The sequence below is a fragment of the Anaerocolumna chitinilytica genome, from assembly GCF_014218355.1.
Taxonomy (GTDB): Bacteria; Bacillota; Clostridia; order Lachnospirales; family Lachnospiraceae; genus Anaerocolumna; species Anaerocolumna chitinilytica.
Map to the genome: position 1 here is coordinate 156,417 of NZ_AP023368.1, position 22,216 is coordinate 178,632.

The following is a 22,216-nucleotide window of genomic DNA, read 5'->3' on the forward strand; positions in this document are numbered from 1 at the left end:
TTACAGCATGGAGGTTGTGATGATAAAAATAGGATTTGTGGATCAATACCTGGATAATTGGCATTCCAATCATTATCCGGAGTATCTTCTGCTGGCAGCAGAGTTATACGGGATAGATGCCAAAGTAACACATGCCTTTGCAGAAATGGATCATCCGGATGCCGTATATGGCTTAACGACCGAGGCCTGGTGCGAAAAATATAATTGTATTCATTGTAAAACCTATGAGGAGCTCATTGAGAGTGTGGATGCTATCATGGTAATGTGCGCGGATGATTGCCTGCCTCATGAGTCATTGGCACAGGAAGCGTTAAAGAGCGGAAAACCGGTTTATTGTGATAAGACATTTGCTCCTACCTTTGAGGCGGCAGCCAGAATGTTCCGGTTAGCTGAAGAATATCATACACCAGTGTTTACTTGCTCTGCCCAACGTTTTTGCATGGAACTTTTAAGTTTTCAAAAAATGGAGACAGAGGAAATAGAGTATTGTTCTACCACCGGTCCGGGAGATATGGTAAACTATTCGATTCATCAGTTTGAGATGTTAGAAGCTTTAATGGGACCGGGTGCTATTAGGTGTCAGGCTCATCTGTCCGGTGAAGCTGTTCATATTCTGTATCAGTATGAGACGGGCAGAATGTGTACCTTTACTCAAGGCAATAAAATGCCCTTTCATTTATTTGCGTCAACAAAAAGAGAGGGTATTAAGGAAATTGCTGTTTCGGACTACTATATGAATTTTATGAATAAATTACTGCATTTCTTTCAAGACAGGGAGCAGCTTCCGGTTGCCAAGGAAGAGACCTTGGAGATTATGGCAATGCAGCAGGCCGGCAGATGGGCAATACAAAACCCCGGCGAATGGATTACTATAAAGTACAACAGCAGTGTAATGCAGAATAAGGAGATAGAATGTATTTAATACCTGAGCCGGTTTGTATTAAGTTTACTGGGGAGAAATGCTTTCGATTATGTTATAACTGTAGGATAATTTTATCCCCTGAGAGTGATTCCCAGACCTTTTTACATGCCCGGATATTGAAAAAAGCTATTTATCAGGAATTGGGATTTGATTGTCCTATCAGCAAGGGAAGCAAGACAGAGGGAAATATCTTTTTCTCCTTTAATAATACTTTAAAAACAGAGGAATATCATCTGTCTATTACAGAATTAGGGGTGGAAATAAGCGGCGGGAGCAATGCCGGAATTCTTTATGGAATCCAAACTCTTAGACAGATTATAAAAGAGCAGGGAGCAGTACTGCAAGGAGTTGAGATAAAGGACTTTCCGGATATGGCGAATCGTGGTTATTATCATGATATTACCAGAGGCAGAATACCAACGCTGGAAACCCTGAAAGCACTGGCAGATAAAGCTGCTTACTATAAGCTGAATCAGCTGCAGCTGTATATTGAACATAGTTTCTTGTTCCGTGATTTCAGTGAAGTATGGCGTGATGATACGCCGCTTACAGCGGAGGAAATACTTGAATTTGACAGCTACTGCAAGAATCTCCATATTGACCTTATTCCTTCTATTGCAAGCTTTGGCCATCTATATAAGGTTTTGCGAACCCATACATATGCCCATTTATGTGAACTTGAGAATTCAGATCAGGAACCCTTCTCTTTTTATGAACGAATGGCACATCATACTCTGGACATATCCTCAGAAGAAAGTTTTCAATTTGTTGTCAGAATGATAGAAGAATATATGCCCCTATTTTCATCGCAGTTTTTTAACATCTGTGCAGATGAGACCTTTGACCTTGGAAAAGGGAGAAGTAAGGGCCTTTCAGATAAAATCGGGACCAATGAAATGTATATTATCTTTTTGAAACGGATTTGTGCATTTATTATCTCTATGAAAAAAATACCCATGTTTTGGGGAGATATCATATGTGAGATACCCGAGGCAATTCAAGAGTTGCCGAAGGAAACTATCTGCTTGAATTGGGGCTATGCGCCTGACCATAGTGAGGAAGGCACAAAAAAACTTGCAATGGCTGGGGCAACACAGTATATATGTCCGGGAGTCAGTGGCTGGAACCGGCTGATAAATGATTTAAGAACTTCCTATGATAACATCAAAAGAATGTGTTCTTTCGGAAGAAAATATGGAGCCATAGGTATTTTAAATACGGATTGGGGTGACTTTGGGCACATCAATCACCCAGAATTTTCTACTGCTGGCCTAATATACGGGGCAGTGAACTCGTGGAATGAACATATTCCCGAATTCGAAGCTTTAAACGAATCTATATCCTATCTGGAATATGGAGACCCATCAAAGCAATTCTTGCATATTATCTCTCAGCTGGATGAGGCGGTTGTGGTATCCTGGTTTGAAGTTATCTGCTTTAAGGAGCTCAAAACAGGGCAGCTTAAACGTGAGCCCTATTCACCGGTATTAAAAGAAATAACCCTGGAAAAGGTAAGAATAGCAAATGCTCTTTTAGAGAAAGCAATTCAAAGGATATATGAAATTATTTCAGGGGCAAAGAGAGAAAAACGAAGTCTTTATGGCGCTTATATTCTGGCGGCAGAAGGCATTAAGCTGTGGAATGAAATCGGCGGGGTCGTATCCGGCTGTGATACCGTAATCAAGAAAGAAGAGATTAATGAACTGGCTGTACGCCTGGAATATTGGTATCATGAATATAAGAAACTATGGCGCAGTACCAGTAAAGAAGCGGAGCTTTACCGTATTGGTGAGGTTATATTCTGGTATGCGGATTATTTAAGAAAATTAAATTAGCAAAGATACATTAACAAAAGATACATTAACAAAAGATATATTAGCAAAAGATACATTAACAGAAGATGCATTAGCAAAAGATACATTAGCAAAAGATAAGGGGCTGTCATGAAAGGAAGCTCTGGAGAGATATCTTGCCTCACTCAAAAAGTGTAGTATGTCAAGACATCTCACCGGAGCCTTCTATTCCTGCAGCCCTTTGTTATAGAAATACTTCCCTTATCTATTTATTCTTTTAGCGGTAAGACGCCCTTAATATCGCAAGGCAGTCTCCTTTTGTAAGCGGAGCCGGGTCAACCTCGAATAACCCGCCCATGGTTTCATAAGCCTTCTCCACATACTTTTTCAGTTCTGCTTCTTTTATTCCGTAATCAGACATCTTAAGCTCCGAAACCCCGCAAGCCTCCTGTAATTCTGTAAGGGCATATACAAAATCCATAGGCTCCTTCGCATCTTTCTTACCTAATGCCTTTGCCATATGAATAAGCCTATCATCACAGCTATGGGACATAGCAAAATGAGTATAATAAGCGCGGCTTATCATTATGAGACCTGCTCCATGAGGCAGGCTTGGGTGATAAGCACTTAAAGCATGCTCTAAGGAGTGCTCGGAGGTGCAGCCGGAGGTGGATTCTACCATGCCGGATAGAGTATTGGCAAGAGCAACCTCTTCTCTGGCTTTGTCATCCTTGCCATTCTTTACGGCAGAGGGAAGGCTTCTTCCGATTAATTCAATAGCTTTTAAGGCATACATATCACTCATAACAAAAGCAGTTTTATTGATGTACCCCTCAGTGCTATGAAATAAGGCATCAAAACCCTGATAAGCGGTCAGGTGGGGCGGAACGGTTAGCATTAAGTCCGGGTCGACAACGGAGAGAACCGGGAAAGTCTTATCATAGCCAAAGCCGATCTTTTCTTCTGTATCTTCTTTCGTAATAACAGTCCAGGGATCAATTTCCGTACCGGTACCAGCCGTAGTAGTAATAGCTACTACAGGAAGGGGGGCATTAGGTACGGGAAGTCCTTTTCCGCTGCCACCGCCAATATAATCCCAATAGTCTCCTTCATTAGCTGCCATAACGGCAATAGACTTGGCTGAGTCAATACTGCTGCCGCCTCCAAGGCCGATGACAAAATCACAGCCCTCTTTCTTTGCAAAGGCAGCGCCTTCCATTACATGGGATTTAATTGGATTGGGAAGAATCTTATCAAATACGGCATAGGAAACATCTGCAAGGACAAGTTCTTTCTCAAGCCTGTCCAAATATCCATTTTCCCGGATTGATTTTCCGGAGGAAATCACAATAAGGGCTTTTTTTCCCGGGAGTTTTTCTAAATGAAGATTATTAAGCTGGCCCTTGCCAAATAGTAATTTCGTAGGGATAAAATAATTAAAATTCATATGCTGCATCCTTTTTCTGATTATTTGGGTTTTTAGCCAGAAACCCATAAACTGGATATTTATTACTTTCTAGTATACGCCATAGAGTTAACTACAAGTCAAGCTTTTTTAATATGATACGTGAAACCTGCTTAAGTTCAAGTGTATGAAGTTATTATTAAAACATTCAGAGTTTCCCTAACAGATTATTATTTATTTGGATAATGATTTAAATCACCGAATGCAGCTCAATGTTTTGATATATTAAGGGTATAAATTTCGCAGGAAAGTAATTATGGGTTTTTTACATATTACTGCTTAAAGAATATTTAACCGTCAATAATCTGATTGGAGGACAAGTACTTATGGAAAAGAAAATAATAGATTTAAATAAATCAGTTTATGAACTGTGCAGCAGCGATGATGCACTGCCTGAAATACTTTCAGAACTAGGGTTTACGGATATTACGAAACCCGGAATGCTTATGACGGCAGGAAGATTTATGACCCTGCCCAAAGGAGCACAGATGAAGAAAATAGACCTTTCTATCCTCAAAGAAAAGTTGATTGAGAAAGGTTATGATATCAAAGAATAGATAGATTAAAGGAGGATGTACTATGAGCGAGAGTATTAACAACAGAGAGTATCGGCAAAAGGTACTAAAGCAGGTGATTACGGAGCTCCATGAAGGTAAGACGGTAGAAGAAGTAAAAGGTATATTTGAAGCAGCTTTTCAAGGGGTTTCGGCAACTGAAATATCAGAAGCAGAAGGAGCTTTGATGGCCGGAGGTCTTCCTGTGGAGGAAATACAGCGTCTGTGTGATGTACATGCAGCTGTTTTTAAGGGTTCCATTGAAGAAATTCACCAGCCCACAGACCAGACCCAGATACCGGGGCATCCGGCCAATACTTTAATCAGAGAAAATCGCGTTATTGAGAAAATCATAGAAAAGGAATTAAGACCTTACTTAAAAGAGGATACAAAAGAAAACCTATCAAATGTTGCTAACGGCCTTCAAAAGTTATCTTCCATTGATGTTCATTATCTGCGAAAGGAGAATCTTATCTTTCCTTATATGGAAAAGTACGGGATTACCGCACCGCCTAAAGTAATGTGGGGTGTAGATGATGAAATCCGGGACATGATAAAAGAACTGCAGAATAATCTGAACAACCTGGAGTGGGTACAGATACAGGAAAAAGCAGAAGAGGCTATCACAAAAATTACAGAAATGATTTTTAAGGAAGAGAATATACTGCTGCCCATGCTTTTAGAAACACTTACACAGGATGAATGGAAGAAGATTGCCGCAGAGAGCGGTGAACTGGGGTACCTGGTAGAGAAGGTTCCGGCATGGAATCCGGTGGAGGAATACCAGCCGGCTGTCAAAGAGGAGAAAAGCCAGGCAGGTGTTATAACGATGCCAACAGGTGTATTCCACTTAGAAGAGCTTGTCCGCATGCTGGATACGCTGCCCTTTGATATTACCTTTGTAGATAAGAATGATGTGGTGAAATACTTTTCACAGGGTCCTGACAGAGTATTCCCGCGTACAAAAGCTGTTATCGGACGGAATGTATCCAATTGTCATCCACCGGCCAGTGTGCATATTGTGGAGCAGCTGGTAGCTGATTTTAAGAGCGGTAAGAAGGATAATGAGGACTTTTGGATTAAGATGAAGGATAAATATATTCTAATCCGTTATTTCGCAGTTCGCAGCGAAGGGGGAGAATTCCTCGGAGTACTGGAGGTAACCCAGGATATTAAACCCATACAGGAAATTACCGGTGAGAAAAGACTGGTTGGTCCCGAGTAATTTCCAGCAACTAGATATAACTTATAAGACGGTTCAGATAACAGGGGTCAGTTCACCTGTCAGAGAATCGATTATCAAGCCATGTACAATAACACCTTCTGGAACCAGGGGGTGTTTTTTGATTTGCTCTACAGACTTTTTGATGGATTCATCCAGATTCTTAAAGCCTCCCAGCCAGGAATTAAAATCAATGCCGCAATATTCCAGCATATTAATATTCTCTTGGGAGATTCCACGTGTTTTCATCTTTTCCAGAAGCTTATGGCTGTCCGTATGTCTGGCACCACAGTCGGTATGCCCAATAACAAGAATCTCTTCCACGCCCAGCTCATAAATTCCGATTAAAAGACTTCGCATAGCACTTCCAAAAGGATGGGATATGATTCCGCCGGCATTTTTAATAAATTTGGCATCACCGTTCTTTAGGCCTAAAGCCGCCGGAAGCAGCTTGGTAAGCCTTGTGTCCATACAAGAGACAATGGCAAGCTTCTTATCGGGGAACTTACTGGTGATAAACTGTTCATATTCTTTTTTTTCAACAAAAGCCCGGTTGTACTCCAATATTTCATCTATCATAATGATACTCCACCCTTTCCATCTGCAAGCTGTGCAGCCCAAGCACTTATATCATAATTATATACCCAAAATTTCAGGTAAGCTTGCAGAATCTAAAAGAAAAGGGTTATTGCTGCTATTAAAGGGTTCCGGCTTTGGCTTTTAACAAAGTATCAATATCCAGCTTGTGCATCTGAAGAGATGCGGCTGTCACCCGTTGAATCTCTTCTTCGCTGCCACTGAAATAGATTTCACCAAGATTTTCAGGAACAATCTGCCAGGACACATTGAAAGTATCCTTTACCCAGCCGCACTGCTCGGCTTCCGGCACGAAGGAAAGCTTATTATGGTAATAATCGATTTCCTCCTGGTCTTTGCAGGGAATCATAAAGGAGATTGCTTCGTTGAAGGTGTAATCTCCTTCGTAGCCGTTATCCATTAATATAAATTCCGTTCCCAGGAGACTGATTTCAGAATAATTGATGATGGCTTTACTGTTAGGTGCTTCACCTTGCTTATACCGATTTACAAATTTCAGTTGAGATTCTTTAAAGATAGAGCCGTATAAAGAGAGAGCTTCTTCGGTTCTTCCGCATACATCTGACGTGAACAGCAGAACCGGTCTGATCTTCTGTGATACCTCCTCTGGCTGGTACATTAACTGCCAGTTCAATCCGTAACGGTCCGCCACCCATGCATAATGTTCACTAAAGGGGTATTCGCCAAGAGGCATAAGCTCACTTCCGCCCTGCATAAATGCCCCGTGGAGCTTGTCCACTTCTTCTCTTGTCCGGCAGGAAACCATAAAAGAGATAGAAGGATTGAACTTAAAATAAGGACCGGCACTGATGGCATTCATAGTAAGACCAGAAAGCTTGAATTCTACGGATTCTGCATCTCCGGAAGGGGTATCCGGAATAGTTACAACCTCTGTTATACTGGAATCTTCAAAAAGTTCAGTATACCAGGTAACAGCTTCTAATGCTTCTGTGTCAAACCAAAGATGGGGAGTTATATTCTGCATACTTTCACACTTATCCTTTCTTTTATTAATTTCATTCATGGTTAAGTATAGCCGGTACCAACGTGCCGCAAACCCAAAAACGGAATGAGAGGTAAAGAAAAACACCGGGATATCTCACATCGGTGTTATAAGTTCTGTCTTATTCTGTTGCAAATTCTGTAATGGACTTTTAAACAGCCTCAAGATAATATAGGACTAATCTGGGGCGCACTATAAACATATGATATCTTATCTGTAAGAAAAAGTCTATATTTTTTTAGAATTCCCGTTATAATTTATCCTACTGGCGGCCAGTTAATTTAACAACATACATGTTAGGTTGAAAAAAACATAAGATGTTTTTTCAACTACGGATAAGGAATATCAAATCAAAGATTTGATATCCACGAAAGGAGTTATTATGAACAAAATAGCAGTAAAAAATTATCCTATGGTCAATCCAACACCGGTGGTTATTATTGGTGCAATGGTTAATGGACAGGCCAATTATACAACTATTGGAGCTTTTGGAGTAGTATGCATGGAACCCGTTTTCTATATTTCCCTAAAGAGCACACACCATAGTACGATGGGAATAAAAGAATCCGGCTATTTCAGTATTAACCTGCCATCCGCCGATATGGTTCAAAAAACGGATTATGCAGGAATGGTATCAGGTAAGAGCACGAATAAGTCTAGTCTCTTTACTACCGTATTCGAGGAACAGGGAGAAGTTCCGTTAATCGAAGAGGCACCTATGAATTATATATGTAAAGTTATCCAGACCACAACCGTACATGGCTTTGAGGTATTCTTTGGAGAGATTGTATCTACCTACGCGAAAGAAGAATGCTTAACGGAAGGGACCATAGACCCACTCAAAGTCAATCCGCTGTTATTGATGGGAATGCAGTATTATAACCTTAAGCAGCCGGTGGGAGGTGTTTTCAAAGAAGGGCTTGCATTGAAAAAGAATCTTGACATACCGGATACAGCAAATCCCCATCTGATGTAAGCAAGATGTAAAACAGGGAAATAAAAGCAAATACATGATATTCTAACAATATTCATCAAATGCGGAACCTTTTTTTCTACCCTTCATACTATGGAATTAGTTTTATTTAAGAAAGTTAAATTAATCTAAAACCTGGGAGGGCGATTTTATGACAAAGCTAACAGATATATCAGTAGGAAGACACACGACAGTCCTGGAATTAAAAGCATCTGATTTATTGCGTGAGAGAATGCTTGCACTTGGTCTTACAAGAGGGGCCAGAATTGAGGTTATACGTAGAGGCCCTTCCGGTGATCCAACAGTTTACGGTATCAGAGGAACCATGATTGCACTGCGAAGAGAAGAAGCAGATTTGATCAGTGTCATCGAATAGCGGGAAGACGAAAGCCGCATATATCCTACACAAGTTTGAGCCAATGAAAGTTTTGAATCAAACTTCATGTGAAGCCAGAAACCATTTGTTGAAATAAAGGGAGGAATATCATGGGTCTAACCTATCAATCGACCCAAAATAGTGCAATGACGGATCTCTATCATGTGGAGAGAAAAGAGGGACAGTATGTCATTGCCTTGGCGGGGAACCCCAATACCGGAAAGAGCACGGTATTTAATGAGCTTACAGGACTGCATCAGCATACCGGCAATTGGCCCGGGAAAACAGTTGTCAACGCAAGAGGAGAGTTCACCTACGGAGGAAAAGAAAATATACTGGTAGACTTACCGGGAACATATTCACTTTTTGCCTCTTCGGTAGAAGAAGAGGTCGCCAGGGATTTTATTTGCTTTGGCGGGTCCGATGCAGTAATTGTAGTGACTGATGCAACTTGTCTTGAACGTAACTTAAATTTGGCTTTTCAGGTAATGGAGCTTACGACTAAGGTTGTGTTATGCATTAATCTGATAGATGAAGCAAAAAAGAAAAGAATTTATATTGATGGAAAAGGGATTGAAAAAGAACTCGGAATTCCGGTGGTTATGTGTGCTGCCAGAAGCGGCATAGGCATGACAGAGCTAAAAGAAGCAGTTATCAAAGTGGCAAGGGGGGAGGTTACACCGGCTCCGAAGCTGGTAGAATATAGTCCTAAGGTAGAAAAGTATATCCATGAACTGCACTCCAAGCTTTCGGATATCTGTGACGGAGTCCCGGCTAGATGGCTGGCTCTTCGGATGTTAGACGGAGATGAAAAACTCTATCAGACGATGGCTTCCCATATTGGAGGCGAACGTTTGGAGGAAACGGTTCAGGCCGCAGGAATTAATGTGGGAGAAGTACAGTTTGAGAAGGAGATGCTAAGGGATGAAATATCCGAAGCCATCTATCGTAAGATAGAAGAGCTAAAGGGAAAATACATGAACGAGGAAAGTGCCTCCAATGAGAGGGACAGAAAAATTGATAATATAGTCACTTCCAGGCGATTTGGAATACCGATTATGTTTTTATGCCTGGCGGTAGTATTTTGGATTACCATAGCCGGAGCGAATGTTCCGTCGGCACTCTTAGCTGCTTTTTTATTCGGATTAGAAGATAAGTTTATACAGCTTTTTCACTTTCTCCATGTAGCTGACTGGATGACCGGAGTTGTAATTCTTGGCTTGTACCGGACATTGGCCTGGGTAGTATCTGTTATGCTCCCTCCCATGGCAATCTTTTTTCCGCTCTTTACTATTCTGGAAGACTTAGGCTTTCTGCCAAGAGTCGCCTTTAATATGGATCACCTGTTTAAGAGAGCCTGTGCCCATGGTAAGCAGTGCCTTACGATGATAATGGGATTTGGCTGTAATGCCGCAGGTATCGTATCCTGCCGAATCATTGAATCCCCAAGAGAGAGAATGATTGCGATATTAACCAACAATTTTGTCCCCTGTAACGGCAGATTCCCCACCCTCATAGCTATTGCCAGTGTATTCCTGATAACAGGCTCCTCCGGCGGTATCGTTCCTGCACTGGCAGTAAGCTTTATGATAGTAATCGGGATAGGAGTTACTCTCTTAGTATCCTTTCTATTATCAAAGACCATACTCAAAGGAATTCCTTCCACCTTTACCCTGGAGCTTCCGCCTTACAGAGTGCCAAAAATAGGAAGAGTATTGTATACTTCCATGATTGACAGGTCGATATTTGTATTAAAGAGAGCTGTAGTAGTCGCAGCCCCTGCGGGAGCGGTCATCTGGATATTGGCTAACGTCAGTATAGGGGATGCAAGCCTGCTGACCCACATGGCGGAATTTTTCGACCCTTTTGCAAAGGTTATAGGATTAGATGGTTTTATTCTGCTGGCATTCATATTGGGTTTACCGGCAAACGAAATCGTATTGCCCATTCTTTTAATGGCGTATCTGGCCAATGGTTCTATGATGGAATATGACAGCCTTAAAGCCTTAAGGACAGTATTAACGGACAACGGCTGGACATATCTGACCGCTCTGAATACCATGTTATTTAGTCTGCTGCATTGGCCCTGTGCCACCACCTTAATGACAATCCGCAAGGAAACCGGTAGTGTAAAGTGGACGATTGTATCTGCTGTGCTGCCTACTGCAATAGCGATTCTGGTATGCTTTACTACCACCTGTATAGCAAAACTAATATATCTGATTTTCTAATATTTGGTTTAAAAGTATCGCTAAGACAGTTCTTCAAAATAAAATTTAAAATATCATCATAACATAGCAAACAAAAACAGATAATAGACAATGAAAGGAAGTGATTGTATGTTTGTTATTACAGATAAAAATACGGAAATACCCATTAAGGTGTGGTTAAAGAGTGAGGAGAGTATAGAGAAAGGTTGTCTGGAGCAGGCATATAATCTATCCAAATTGCCTTTTTTGCACCAGTGGGTATCTCTTATGCCGGATACCCATGTCGGCATGGGAATGCCAATCGGCGGAGTTATTGCGGCAAAGGACACTATTATACCCAATGCAGTCGGAGTGGATATAGGCTGCGGTATGGCGTTTGCTGGGACTAATATCCGGACGGAAGAGATTAAGAACATACAGACCGGAAGCGGAAGCTTGGTTCAGGCTATGGTAGGAGATATTCTAAGAAATGTACCCACCGGATTTAAACATCATACCCATGAGCAGCCTTGCAATACTCTGGAGAGAGCCTTTGAGGAGCTTTCCAAATATGAAGAAAACGCTGAGCTGTTGGGACAGCTGGAAGCAGGCTTCTATCAGGTGGGTACTCTTGGAGGCGGTAATCATTTTATCGAGTTGCAGGAGGATGATGAAGGATATCTTAGTATTATGATACACTCTGGAAGCCGTAACTTCGGAAAGCAGATATGTGATACTTTTCATCAGAAGGCCAGAGATTTGAATCAGAAATGGCATAGTCAGATTCCGGATGAATACCGCCTTGCTTTTCTGCCTGTGGATACCAAAGAAGGAAGGCAATATATTAACTGGATGAATCTTGCACTAGACTTTGCAGAGGAAAACAGACTTCGTATGATGCTGGCGGTAAAAGCTATTTTAGATAAATGGATTGGGAAGTATACTGGAATACAGGTTGAATATACCATGGAAATTGACTGCCACCACAATTATGCAGCACTGGAAAACCACTACGGTAAGGAGGTATGGGTCCACCGTAAAGGAGCTACAAGAGCAAACGACGGAGAACTGGCAGTTATTCCGGGAGCCATGGGGTCTTACAGCTATGTGGTGGAAGGACTGGGAAATGAATTGAGCTTTCGTTCCTCTTCCCATGGGGCAGGCAGAAGATATTCCAGAAAAGGTGCCATGGAAAACTTCACTGCGGAAGAAGTTATGAATGACTTGCAAAAGCAAGGTGTTACCTTAGGGAAACTTAAAAAAAGTGATGTAGCTGAGGAAAGCCGCTTTGCCTATAAAGATATTGATGAAGTGATGGAAAACCAGAAAGACCTGGTAAGGCCGGTAAAACGGTTGAAAACAGTCGGCGTTGTCAAAGGTTAGTAAAACTAATCTATTTACTATTCTAATACTTTCAAAATAAAATTTTTGAATACGTGGAGACAATATGTTTGATGTCAAGTAAAGATAAAAAATCATGATAGAAATGGCTTATTTAAAGGTTTTCAGACTTTCGGTAACAATAACCGATTACTGGGAACCTTATTATTTTGTCTTTCAAAAGTAGCCTCAACATAAAAAGCTGACATCCATATTGACGTATAGATGAAAATTTGATAGAATATTAAAAATAATTTCAATGAAATTTATTTTAACAAGAGAGGCATGTAATGACCAAAAGAGAAGAACAAAAAGAAAAACGTCGACAAGATATTTTGCGAGCTGGTCTGAAGCTTTTCGCTTGCAAAGGTTATGAAGCAACTAAAATAAATGATATTGCAGAGGAAGCAGGAATGAGCCTTGGCTTGCTATATCATTATTTTGAATCAATTGAGATTTTACATGAAGAATTGATTAACATTGCATTAGCAGGACGTACAGGACAATATTTCCCTCAGTATGATAATCCTATTAATTACTTTTTAAAATCAGCAAGCCATATTTTCGATGTAATAAAATCAGACCATGATTATGCTCAATATTTTGTATTAATAAAACATGCACAAAGCAATCAGAACTTACCAATCCATATAAAAGAAAAACTAAAACAAAACGATATTATTGTGAAATCAATTATTACTATAGAAGAAGGTCAACGTCAAGGAATCATTCGCAAAGGAAATCCTATGGCGTTGGCAATGACATTTTGGCTCTCCATAGAGGCATATGTGGAAATGATTGCCCTTAATCCTGATATACCTTACCCGGAAACTAACTGGTTTGTTGATATACTAAGAGCAAGTAATAACTATGAAAAATAGTACACATTTCAAGGAGGAACAATATGATCCTGGAGAAAAATAATTATGACAGAAACGCACTTCAAAATAAAATAGTGTTGATTACAGGCGGTGGAGGTGGAATCGGCATTGAGGCTTCACGGGCTTTTGCTTACATGGGCGCTCATGTAATTATTGCGGAAATAGATGCTGACAGAGGAAAGCAGGCGGAAAAACTGATAAATGAGGAAAGCCTTAATGGAACCGTGGATTTTTTTCAGATTGACATTACAGATGAAAAGCAGATTGATAAATTATACGAATATATTATGGATAAATACACGCGTCTTGATGTTCTGATAAATAACGCCGCCATTGTTCCGATGGGAGCGATTGATACGGTTTCAATATCCGATTGGGATTTAAGCTATGCTGTGAACCTGAGAGCTCCTGTTCTTTTAACAAAAAAATTCCTTTCTTCAATGAAGAAAACAGGCGGAATTATTGTCTTTGTACCATCAGGGGATACAAATCCGTATATGTCGGCTTATGAAATCTTCAAGACAGCACAGGTGGAGCTTTGCAACACCTTATGTGAAGAAATTGACGGAATGGGCATTATTACATATTCAATAGCCCCCGGATTTGTAAAAACAGATACCGCTGTCAAAGCGGTAGAAACTGTAGCAGCTTCAATGGGAATCACAGTAGAAGACTTTTACAAATCACTTGAGGAGTTTATAACAGATGCTGAGATTGCAGGGGTGGGCTATGCCGTTTCTGTTGTAAAGGCAAAACAGTATAACGGAAAAGAAATCATGTCCTATCAAGTGCTAATGGAAAGTGGTTTAATCAGTGGTGGTAAGGAAAAATTAAATAGTATGCAAACACAGGTTGATTTTGATAAATTGTCATTCTTGTTTAAGAGTTTTGCAGATGTTTTTTTTGACCAATATCAAAATTGGCAGGAGAAAAAACTGTTCCAAAAACAGTTTATACTTTCTGATTTTAAAAAACAAATGGGGATGCCTGCCGAGAGCTTTAAAATACAAATTGAAACACTGCAAGGTCAGATTCACAATAATGAGTGGGGCAACTTTTTAGATAGCAAGGAGATGTTTATAAAGTGGCAGTGTTTTTATGAACATCAACTTAAACTACTACAAGGTTATGAAAAGAATGCAGCACAATTGGCAGACGATACAAAACTTATAAATAGTTGGATTGAGAATCTACAAGAAATAATTAATATAATGTCTCAATCGCAAAATTATAGATAAGGCAATCAAAAAGACCTGGTAAGGCCGGTAAACGACTGAAAACAGTCGGCGTTGTCAAAGGTTAGTAGAAAATATCGAAAATGTAGACCCACGGACAATGTACCGACCTCCAATCGTTAGATTCGGTCTAACTTTTTGGGGTCACCACATTGTCCGTGGGGCTTCTTATCTTTTTTTGTATAATTTGTAAACAAATCCACTAATTTCAGACCTTCTTTGTATTTATTTCAGGGTGCCAATATGGTATTATTAATATAGAATAAAAGTGTATTCTAAAGATAATCAGCGGAGGATGATCCCTAGATGAATTTGATGAAACTGGAATATTTTATTGAAGTTGCAAAATACAAAAGTTTTACCAAAGCCGCTCAAAAATGCCATGTTGCTCAACCGGCAATCAGTCAGCAGATTAAATCCCTGGAACAGGATTTAGGCTTTGAGCTGATAGACAGAGCCTCAAAGCAGTTCAAGCTTACAGAGGCAGGACGTGCACTCTACCAGGATGGGATAAAACTATTGAATGACTTCACTTATACAGTTGATAAATGCAGGGATATCTCTCAGAAATTCTCCGGAACATTAAATATAGGCATTACCGGATGGGATGAAAATGCTTATGTCATTGAGCTGGTAAGTAAACTCTATAAAGAATATCCGGGAATTAGTGTTAATTATAAACGGGTAAAGGTCAGTACGGTTGCTGCGGATCTGCTAAACAGAGAATATGATTGCACCTTGACGATTCCCTATGACTTTACGGATCACTCAGAGATTCGATTTCAGAATTTTGCAAGATGTAAGGCATATACCCTGGTTAATAAGAAGAACCCGCTTTCGAAAAAGCAGAGTCTCACCAAAGAAGAAATATCTTCTCAAAACTGCATTGTTCTAAATCTTGTTGGAATGGAAAGGAGTAAAGAGCATTTAATCTCCTTTTTTAGTGAAAAAGGAATTCTGCCTGAAAAAATAACCAGTGTTGAAGATATGGATATCATGAATATCTATGTGGGTATGAATCAGGGAATTGCCATAGTGCCGGAGATGTGCTGTGAAGTAAAAGGTCTTGATATGGTAAAGATACCGGTAGAAGGAGGGCTTGAATATATTGATATGAGCGTTGTTTATAATAAAAACAATGAAAATCCTTCTCTAAAATATTTTTTAGAGGTAGTTCGCAGTGAACATAAGATTTAACATAAGATTTCAATATAAGTACATAAGAAATTTGTATTAGACATCTTATCTGCCAGCACTTTAGAATATGTGATAAGAGTCTCTATTTTTCTGGTATAATAGGACTATTTCGACAAAAAAGAATGCATAAGTAACGAAAGGTGGAGCCAAGCCTAATGGAAATAACAACAATATTAGGAGTTATAGTCGGTCTGATAGCCGTAATCGGCGCGATGATTTTTAAACATATTAATTTCAGTGTATTAGCGAATCCGGCAGCTTTTTTCGTAATTATAGTAGGTACTGTTGCTACCATACTAAATTCATACCCTGCAGAAAATCTTAAAAGTTTAGGAGCGCTGTTCAAAGTCCTATTTACAAAGCAAAAAGGTATGTCAGAGTCAGAAATTATCAAGCTGATTGTAGAACTGTCCAATGTAGCCAGAAAAGAAGGTCTGCTGGCACTGGAAAGTAAGATAAGTGAAATCGAGGACCCTTTTATTAAGAAGGGACTTCGTCTGGTAATAGACGGAATTGATCAGGAGGTCATTGCTGACATTCTGGATTCAGAGATTTCTGCCATGGAAGCAAGACATGAAGTAAATGCGAGTATTTTCTCTTCAGCGGGTATGTATGCACCTACCCTCGGTGTATTGGGTGCCGTATTCGGTCTGATTGCGGCCATGTCACATATCGATGATACAGCAGCCATGGCTGAAGCCATTGCGGCAGCCTTTATTGCAACTATCCTTGGTATCTTTACCGGATATGTATTGTGGAATCCTTTCGCTAAAAAATTAAAGGTTAAGAGCCATGAAGAAGCACTGCTTAAGAGTATGGCTATTGAAGGCATACTATCTCTTCAAAAGGGTGAATCTCCTATGATGGTACAGGAAAAATTACTTTCCGTACTTCCGGCCAAAAAGCAAGAGGAAATTCTTCAGGAATTGAATCAGGAATAAGGAGGTACGTGTTATGGCAAGAAAGAAAAAGCAAAAGCATGGTGAAGAAGAAGGAGGAGAGGCATGGCTGCTTCCCTATTCGGATCTAATGACCTTATTATTAGCTGTATTTATCGTTTTGTTCGCAGTTAGTAAGATAGATCAAACAAAAGCAGAAGAAATATCGAATTCCTTTAAATCTATGATGACTGCAAATCAAGGAATTATCTCAAAGGGCGGCAATTCCTTTGTGAAGCCAAACATCAACATTAATCCGACGAATAATTCGGGTCAGACCGGTAATACCGGAAATGAAAATGGTGTGACCAGCGGAGAGACAGCGGAGGAAGACAACCAGGTAACGAAAGAAGAACTGGAAAAATTCCTTGGCAAGACGGAATTAAAAGATATGATAGAACTGAAAGGGAAGCTGGATGAGCTGTTTCAGGAAGCAGAGCTGGAAGATACCATCTCCACGAATATTGATTTGCGTGGTCTTGTCGTTACTTTGAATAATGCGATTCTTTTTGATTCGGGAAGTGCTGATATAAAGCCAGAATATGCTGATTCCCTGATTAAAATAGGAGATATGATTAATAAAGTGGATAACCATATTCGAGTGGAAGGACATACGGATAACCGTCCTATTGTAACGGCTATTTATCCTTCTAACTGGGAGTTGTCTGCGGCCAGAGCAACACGAGTGGTTCGTCTGTTTATTTCCAAGTGTAATGTACCGCCTGAAAAGGTAGTTGCAGTCGGATATGGTGAATATAAACCCATAGCTAGTAATTCAACGGAAGCAGGCAGGAAGAAGAACCGGCGTATAGATATCATTATTCTTAGTGAAAAATATAATGAATTAGAAGAACAGACACCTGTCAACAATATAAATAATTAATGAATTGAGAATATATTCTACATAAAAAGAAGCACTATCACTTTTATCACACGTTGGATTCGGGATTTCATCCTGTTCAGTGTAAGTAAGTGATAGTGCTTTTTCTGTTAAGTAAAGGATTTTTTTACATATTTTCTTCCTTCAAGCAGAGAAGGTATTTCTTTTGATTCAATCATTTGTGCCAGGATATTGCCTATGGCAGTCGCTTCTGCCGGCCCTGGGAGTACCTTGCGTGAAGTATATTTTTCCGTAAGGCTATTCAGAAAGCTTGCCTTAGAACCACCACCGATGATATGTATGGTTTCATACTGAGTTCCGGTAAGTGCCTCTATTTCGGTTATGGTATCCGCGTAGCATTTTGCAAGGCTGTTATAGATGACTGCGGCTAATTCCCCCAGGGTTTCCGGTACTTGCTGGTTCGTGAGGCGGCAGTAGGTTTTTACTGCTTCCACCATACTGTCCGGAGCCATGAAGCAATTGTCATTGCAATCTACCAGAGAGGTAATCTCTTCTTTTTCGGCCATATGGCAGATTTCCTCAAAGGAATATCCATCCCCGATTTCTTTTTTTACAGACTGAATCATCCACAGGCCCATAATATTCTTGATATAACGAAAGCTGTCATTATAACCGCCTTCATTGGTAAAACCAGCTCTGCTGCTTTCTTTGGAAGTGTTCGGTTCGGACACTTCTATGCCCATAAGGGACCAGGTCCCGGAACTGATATAAAGGGTATCCTTTGTGGTACTTGGCACTGCCATAACGGCAGAGGCCGTATCATGGGAAGCAGGCATAATTACCTGACAGTCAAAGCCTAAAAGAGTTTGAAGTTCCGGTTTTAAATTCCCCACATAAGTACCGGGTTTTTGAATCGGTCTAAATATATGGCTGGGAAGACCAAGCCGTTCAATCAGTTCATAGTCCCAATTCCTTGTACGGGCATTGACTAATTGGGTGGTGGTCGCAATTGTATACTCCTGCATTGCCTTTCCGGTAAGCAGATAATGATAATAATCCGGTGTCATTAGCATGGCATCTGCCTTTTCTAAATACTCTGTATGACGAATCTTTACCGCCATCAATTGATAAATGGTATTATACATTTGCTTCGGAATACCGGTTCTTTCATATAGTTCCGCCGGAGTAATATACCTGTTTACCACCTCATCCATACCATCTGTACGTTGGTCACGGTAGCCCACAGCCTGCCCGAGCTTATTACCTGTATTATCAATCAATACAAAATCTACTCCCCAGGTATCGACGCTGACACTTACAGGAATTTTTCCAAGCTCAGAACAGCGTTTCATGCCGGCTAAAATATGTCCGAAGATCTGCTCTGTATCCCAGCAAAGCGCACCATCTATCTTCTTCATGCTGTTTTCAAAGCGGTATACTTCCTCTAAACAGATCTGTCCTTCCTGAATACTTCCAAGCACATGCCGACCGCTGGAAGCCCCGATGTCAATTGCCAGGTAATACTTTTGCATGATAACCTCCTGCTGTGTAATTAATTTTTATACAACACCTTTTTGCAGTATAATATTTGCATAGAGTGCACTTTCGCCGGTTGCAATAAAGGCGTAGGACTTTTTGGCTTCTTCATAGAAAGTCTGGCGGCTCAAGGTTCCTATTGCGGCTTTTCCACGTTTGTCATATTTCGTTATAATTTCTGTATAAGTATCCCAGATAGGAGTGGCAACATTATCACCATCCATTACTTCCATTAGGGTTGCAGGAGTGTCGGTATAGGTATCTAAAGGGAAAAATTGCAGGATTGCTTCCAGTATCTCTGGAACACCATGTCCGTCGAGCCGGATAACAATTCCGTCCTTTCCGTTGGATTCCGTGGGGAAGTTGCCGTCGGCAATAACTATTCTATCGCTATGTCCCATTTCGCAAAGGACTTTGAGCAATTCAGGCGATAATATCGCAGGTATACCTTTTAGCATAAAAGCTCCCTTCTATTCACTGCCTTTCGGATATTTCTTGTATCCGGGGTGTCTTCCTGTTACCTGATAACTTTCACGCATTGAGATTAGCCTGTCAATATTCTCTCTGGGTATTTCTTTTGCACCGCCAAGCAGATGGGCATTCAAGCTGATTTTCGCAAAGAGCTCCAAGGTTTCCATTCGGTAATAGGCAGTCAGTAAATCAGCGCCTACTGCCAGGGCTCCATGGTTTTGAAGGAGAACTACATCATGGAGGCCAAGATAAGGAGCAATTGCTTCGGGTACTTCATAAGTGGAAGGGGTTCCAAAAGGTGTTACCGGAATGGAGCCTAAGGCAATTACTGTCTCTATCATGGAGTATTCATCCAGTGCCTTGTTTGCCACGGCATACCCTGTAGCAACAGGAGGATGTGCGTGCAATACGGCTCCTACATCCTCTCTCTCCTCATAGCAGCGTAAATGCATCTTGATTTCAGAGGAAGGGCGGTAAGCACTTTCCTCCAGAAGCTTTCCGTCTTTATCGATATGTACCAGTTTGTCGGCTGTAATAAAGCTTTTGCTGATTCCGGTGGGGGTTGCTAAAAAACTGCCGTCCTCTAATTTAACTGTAACATTTCCATCGTTTGCCGCAACCCATCCAAGCTGCCACATTTTATAACAGATATCACATATTTGACTCTTGATTTCATTCATGTCCATATTCTATTCTCCTATTTATATAAGGGGCCGTATGCGGCACACGCTCTGTAATCCTGACCTTCTTTATCCATACCAAAAGCATTCCAGGATGCCGGGCGGAAGATCTTATCTTCCGGTACATTATGCATGCTTACAGGAATTCGAAGTATGGAACACAGGGTGATTAAATCTGCTCCGATATGTCCGTAAGAAATTGCACCATGATTAGCGCCCCAGTTATTCATAACGTCATAAGCACTCTTAAAAGCTCCTTCTCCGGTTGTTCTAGGAGCAAACCAAGTGCAGGGCCAGGTATAATCCGTTCTCTTCCATAAAGTGTCGGAAACTTCTTCCGGCAGCTTTACAGTGTAGCCTTCTGCGATCTGAAGGGTGGGTCCTAATCCTTTTACCAGGTTCAAACGTATCATTGTTACGGGCATTTCTGCCTTAGTCTCAAATCTGGAAGAGTAACCGCCTCCTCTAAAGTATCCGTTATCTGCGGCATTCCAGGTAGTTGCTGATAAGATTGCTTCCTGGTCTTCCTCGGTTATATCATACCAGGGCTTAATTACCCCATTGCCCTTGTCATCTTTTGCCTCTCCACAAGCATCCAGGCAGGCAGCACCGGAGTTAATAAGATGTATAAAACCGTTACTGGCTGCGGCTACTCCGTCTAACTGGTAGCCAGTGGCTGCTTTGACTGCTTCAGGACTCCAATAAGTGCGGACATCTGCAAAGATTTGAGCACGGTTCGTTATAAGTTTCATAAACAGCATGCCGAGACCATTTAATACATCGTTCTCTGTTGCCAGAATGTATGGCTCTCTGGCGCCGTTCCAATCAAAGGAAGTATTTAAGAGCGCTTCGGGGTAATCACAGTTGGGATAGAAGTCTGTCCACTGTCTCTGACCCTGAAAACCGGCTGCGATTGCATTATGTCCTGACATTTCTTCCTCACAGCCCTTTGGCAGATTCGGGTTGCCATTCATCAGGTCTTTAATGATACACATCATCTTAACTACAAATTCCCAGTCACTTTCCTTTTGTTCAGGGCTCTTTTGAACTTCAGGAGGATTCTTGTCAAAGCCTTCCTTACACTTGCTCTTCGTCCATTCTAAAGCCTTTTTATATTCGGCTTCGTCGTAGATACCTTCTGACATTCTTCGGATAATCTCAACTTCATCCACGGATTCCACTCTCATGCCAAGATATTCTTCAATAAAAGCAGGATCGATAATGGATCCGCCAATACCCATACAGATGGAACCAATCTGAAGATAGGATTTGCCTCTCATGGTTGCGGCTGCAACGGCAGCCCTGCCAAAGCGTAATATTTTTTCTTTCACATCTGAGGGGATAGAAGTGTCCTGTGCATCCTGAACATCATGGCCGTAGATACCAAAGGCAGGAAGTCCTTTTTGTGCGTGGGTAGCCAATACGGATGCCAGGTAAACAGCTCCCGGTCTTTCTGTTCCATTAAAACCCCATACTCCTTTTATTGTCATAGGATCCATATCCATAGTTTCCGCACCATAGCACCAGCAGGGGGTTACAGTCAGGGTAATATCAACCCCAGCTTTTTTGAATTTATCAGCGCAGGCAGCTGCCTCGGCAACGCGGCCGATGGTGGTATCCGCGATAATAACCTTTACCGGTTCACCGTTTGAGTATTTTAAGTTATCCTCTAATAATTTGGCAGCAGACTTTGCCATATTCATCGTCTGCTCCTCTAAAGTACCGCGTACATTGATGTAACCTCTTCTTCCGTCAATAGTAGGGCGAATTCCGATTACAGGGTAATCTCCAATTAATCTGTTGCTTGCCATATACAAACCTCCTTTTTTTTGGAGGTTTTCACCTCCTTCTTTATTGGGAGGTTTTCACCTCCTTCTTTTTGGAGGCTTTCGCCTCCTTTAGGGGGAAGGATATCTCCTTCCATTGAATACATACCGTATACTTACATTATAGATTGTAATAA

Annotated in this window: 20 protein-coding genes; 13 read left to right on the plus strand and 7 right to left on the minus strand. The window is 40.9% G+C overall.

The window, feature by feature from the left end; translation table 11 throughout:
- Nucleotides 1-19 precede the first annotated feature (19 nt).
- The gene (locus bsdcttw_RS00700) at nucleotides 20-922 is read left to right on the plus strand and encodes a Gfo/Idh/MocA family protein (RefSeq protein WP_185257548.1); all 903 of its coding nucleotides are present in this window, start codon (nucleotides 20-22) and stop codon (nucleotides 920-922) included.
- Nucleotides 913-2,757: a beta-N-acetylhexosaminidase gene (locus bsdcttw_RS00705; RefSeq protein WP_185257549.1), complete on the plus strand. Its 1,845-nt coding sequence runs from the start codon at nucleotides 913-915 to the stop codon at nucleotides 2,755-2,757. Before bsdcttw_RS00700 ends, bsdcttw_RS00705 begins: the two co-directional genes overlap by 10 nt.
- 235 nt (nucleotides 2,758-2,992) lie before the next feature.
- Here the strand turns inward: bsdcttw_RS00705 and bsdcttw_RS00710 are convergent, their stop codons facing one another.
- Entirely contained in the window at nucleotides 2,993-4,162 is a 1,170-nt protein-coding gene (locus tag bsdcttw_RS00710; protein ID WP_185257550.1) for an iron-containing alcohol dehydrogenase, read from the minus strand.
- Nucleotides 4,163-4,506: 344 nt separating this feature from the next.
- Here bsdcttw_RS00710 and bsdcttw_RS00715 point away from each other — a divergent pair, with 344 nt between their 5' ends.
- Nucleotides 4,507-4,737 carry a DUF1858 domain-containing protein gene (locus bsdcttw_RS00715; RefSeq protein ID WP_185257551.1) on the plus strand — a complete coding sequence of 77 codons (231 nt, stop codon included), beginning with the start codon at nucleotides 4,507-4,509 and terminating at the stop codon, nucleotides 4,735-4,737.
- Nucleotides 4,738-4,759: 22 nt separating this feature from the next.
- Entirely contained in the window at nucleotides 4,760-5,959 is a 1,200-nt protein-coding gene (locus tag bsdcttw_RS00720) for a DUF438 domain-containing protein (protein WP_185257552.1), read from the plus strand.
- 33 nt (nucleotides 5,960-5,992) lie between these two features.
- Here the strand turns inward: bsdcttw_RS00720 and bsdcttw_RS00725 are convergent, their stop codons facing one another.
- Entirely contained in the window at nucleotides 5,993-6,535 is a 543-nt protein-coding gene (locus tag bsdcttw_RS00725) for a beta-class carbonic anhydrase (RefSeq protein WP_185257553.1), read from the minus strand.
- A 118-nt stretch (nucleotides 6,536-6,653) separates the two neighbouring features.
- Nucleotides 6,654-7,538: a VOC family protein gene (locus bsdcttw_RS00730; protein WP_185259640.1), complete on the minus strand. Its 885-nt coding sequence runs from the start codon at nucleotides 7,536-7,538 to the stop codon at nucleotides 6,654-6,656.
- Nucleotides 7,539-7,938: 400 nt separating this feature from the next.
- On the opposite strand from bsdcttw_RS00730, the gene bsdcttw_RS00735 reads away from it, so the two are divergent.
- The 9 genes from bsdcttw_RS00735 (at nucleotide 7,939) to bsdcttw_RS00775 (ending at nucleotide 17,608) form a co-directional block, all read left to right on the plus strand.
- Nucleotides 7,939-8,532, plus strand: coding sequence for a flavin reductase family protein (locus tag bsdcttw_RS00735; RefSeq protein ID WP_185257554.1), 594 nt, complete (start codon nucleotides 7,939-7,941; stop codon nucleotides 8,530-8,532).
- Between the two features lie 148 nt (nucleotides 8,533-8,680).
- The gene (locus bsdcttw_RS00740; protein ID WP_185257555.1) at nucleotides 8,681-8,905 is read left to right on the plus strand and encodes a FeoA family protein; all 225 of its coding nucleotides are present in this window, start codon (nucleotides 8,681-8,683) and stop codon (nucleotides 8,903-8,905) included.
- Between the two features lie 110 nt (nucleotides 8,906-9,015).
- Entirely contained in the window at nucleotides 9,016-11,136 is a 2,121-nt protein-coding gene (gene feoB / locus bsdcttw_RS00745; protein ID WP_185257556.1) for a ferrous iron transport protein B, read from the plus strand.
- 108 nt (nucleotides 11,137-11,244) lie between these two features.
- Nucleotides 11,245-12,477, plus strand: coding sequence for an RtcB family protein (locus bsdcttw_RS00750; protein ID WP_185257557.1), 1,233 nt, complete (start codon nucleotides 11,245-11,247; stop codon nucleotides 12,475-12,477).
- A 287-nt stretch (nucleotides 12,478-12,764) separates the two neighbouring features.
- Nucleotides 12,765-13,355, plus strand: a complete 591-nt coding sequence (locus bsdcttw_RS00755; protein ID WP_185257558.1) for a TetR/AcrR family transcriptional regulator — start codon at nucleotides 12,765-12,767, stop codon at nucleotides 13,353-13,355.
- A 74-nt stretch (nucleotides 13,356-13,429) separates the two neighbouring features.
- Nucleotides 13,430-14,593: an SDR family NAD(P)-dependent oxidoreductase gene (locus bsdcttw_RS00760; RefSeq protein WP_207726473.1), complete on the plus strand. Its 1,164-nt coding sequence runs from the start codon at nucleotides 13,430-13,432 to the stop codon at nucleotides 14,591-14,593.
- Between the two features lie 303 nt (nucleotides 14,594-14,896).
- Nucleotides 14,897-15,787 carry a LysR family transcriptional regulator gene (locus bsdcttw_RS00765; protein ID WP_185257560.1) on the plus strand — a complete coding sequence of 297 codons (891 nt, stop codon included), beginning with the start codon at nucleotides 14,897-14,899 and terminating at the stop codon, nucleotides 15,785-15,787.
- 155 nt (nucleotides 15,788-15,942) lie between these two features.
- Nucleotides 15,943-16,728, plus strand: coding sequence for a flagellar motor stator protein MotA (motA, locus tag bsdcttw_RS00770; RefSeq protein ID WP_185257561.1), 786 nt, complete (start codon nucleotides 15,943-15,945; stop codon nucleotides 16,726-16,728).
- Nucleotides 16,729-16,741: 13 nt separating this feature from the next.
- Complete coding sequence (locus tag bsdcttw_RS00775) at nucleotides 16,742-17,608, plus strand: OmpA/MotB family protein (protein WP_185257562.1); 867 nt, start codon at nucleotides 16,742-16,744, stop codon at nucleotides 17,606-17,608.
- A gap of 107 nt (nucleotides 17,609-17,715) precedes the next feature.
- Here the strand turns inward: bsdcttw_RS00775 and bsdcttw_RS00780 are convergent, their stop codons facing one another.
- Genes bsdcttw_RS00780 through bsdcttw_RS00795 form a run of 4 tightly spaced genes read right to left on the minus strand, consistent with a single transcriptional unit; the run spans nucleotide 17,716 to nucleotide 22,064 of the window.
- Entirely contained in the window at nucleotides 17,716-19,098 is a 1,383-nt protein-coding gene (locus tag bsdcttw_RS00780; RefSeq protein ID WP_185257563.1) for a rhamnulokinase, read from the minus strand.
- A gap of 27 nt (nucleotides 19,099-19,125) precedes the next feature.
- Complete coding sequence (locus bsdcttw_RS00785; protein WP_185257564.1) at nucleotides 19,126-19,560, minus strand: RbsD/FucU family protein; 435 nt, start codon at nucleotides 19,558-19,560, stop codon at nucleotides 19,126-19,128.
- Nucleotides 19,561-19,572: 12 nt separating this feature from the next.
- Nucleotides 19,573-20,259, minus strand: coding sequence for a class II aldolase/adducin family protein (locus bsdcttw_RS00790; RefSeq protein ID WP_185257565.1), 687 nt, complete (start codon nucleotides 20,257-20,259; stop codon nucleotides 19,573-19,575).
- A gap of 11 nt (nucleotides 20,260-20,270) precedes the next feature.
- Nucleotides 20,271-22,064, minus strand: a complete 1,794-nt coding sequence (locus tag bsdcttw_RS00795; RefSeq protein ID WP_185257566.1) for an L-fucose isomerase — start codon at nucleotides 22,062-22,064, stop codon at nucleotides 20,271-20,273.
- Between the last annotated feature and the right edge of the window lie 152 nt (nucleotides 22,065-22,216).

What these genes read in the sequence shown, in the direction of transcription:
- bsdcttw_RS00700 (WP_185257548.1), top strand. Translation starts at nt 20, where the DNA reads ATGATAAAAATAGGATTTGTGGATCAATACCTGGATAATTGGCATTCC.
- bsdcttw_RS00705 (WP_185257549.1), top strand. Translation starts at nt 913, where the DNA reads ATGTATTTAATACCTGAGCCGGTTTGTATTAAGTTTACTGGGGAGAAA.
- bsdcttw_RS00710 (WP_185257550.1), bottom strand. Translation starts at nt 4,162, where the DNA reads ATGAATTTTAATTATTTTATCCCTACGAAATTACTATTTGGCAAGGGC.
- bsdcttw_RS00715 (WP_185257551.1), top strand. Translation starts at nt 4,507, where the DNA reads ATGGAAAAGAAAATAATAGATTTAAATAAATCAGTTTATGAACTGTGC.
- bsdcttw_RS00720 (WP_185257552.1), top strand. Translation starts at nt 4,760, where the DNA reads ATGAGCGAGAGTATTAACAACAGAGAGTATCGGCAAAAGGTACTAAAG.
- bsdcttw_RS00725 (WP_185257553.1), bottom strand. Translation starts at nt 6,535, where the DNA reads ATGATAGATGAAATATTGGAGTACAACCGGGCTTTTGTTGAAAAAAAA.
- bsdcttw_RS00730 (WP_185259640.1), bottom strand. Translation starts at nt 7,538, where the DNA reads ATGCAGAATATAACTCCCCATCTTTGGTTTGACACAGAAGCATTAGAA.
- bsdcttw_RS00735 (WP_185257554.1), top strand. Translation starts at nt 7,939, where the DNA reads ATGAACAAAATAGCAGTAAAAAATTATCCTATGGTCAATCCAACACCG.
- bsdcttw_RS00740 (WP_185257555.1), top strand. Translation starts at nt 8,681, where the DNA reads ATGACAAAGCTAACAGATATATCAGTAGGAAGACACACGACAGTCCTG.
- feoB (WP_185257556.1), top strand. Translation starts at nt 9,016, where the DNA reads ATGGGTCTAACCTATCAATCGACCCAAAATAGTGCAATGACGGATCTC.
- bsdcttw_RS00750 (WP_185257557.1), top strand. Translation starts at nt 11,245, where the DNA reads ATGTTTGTTATTACAGATAAAAATACGGAAATACCCATTAAGGTGTGG.
- bsdcttw_RS00755 (WP_185257558.1), top strand. Translation starts at nt 12,765, where the DNA reads ATGACCAAAAGAGAAGAACAAAAAGAAAAACGTCGACAAGATATTTTG.
- bsdcttw_RS00765 (WP_185257560.1), top strand. Translation starts at nt 14,897, where the DNA reads ATGAATTTGATGAAACTGGAATATTTTATTGAAGTTGCAAAATACAAA.
- motA (WP_185257561.1), top strand. Translation starts at nt 15,943, where the DNA reads ATGGAAATAACAACAATATTAGGAGTTATAGTCGGTCTGATAGCCGTA.
- bsdcttw_RS00775 (WP_185257562.1), top strand. Translation starts at nt 16,742, where the DNA reads ATGGCAAGAAAGAAAAAGCAAAAGCATGGTGAAGAAGAAGGAGGAGAG.
- bsdcttw_RS00780 (WP_185257563.1), bottom strand. Translation starts at nt 19,098, where the DNA reads ATGCAAAAGTATTACCTGGCAATTGACATCGGGGCTTCCAGCGGTCGG.
- bsdcttw_RS00785 (WP_185257564.1), bottom strand. Translation starts at nt 19,560, where the DNA reads ATGCTAAAAGGTATACCTGCGATATTATCGCCTGAATTGCTCAAAGTC.
- bsdcttw_RS00790 (WP_185257565.1), bottom strand. Translation starts at nt 20,259, where the DNA reads ATGGACATGAATGAAATCAAGAGTCAAATATGTGATATCTGTTATAAA.
- bsdcttw_RS00795 (WP_185257566.1), bottom strand. Translation starts at nt 22,064, where the DNA reads ATGGCAAGCAACAGATTAATTGGAGATTACCCTGTAATCGGAATTCGC.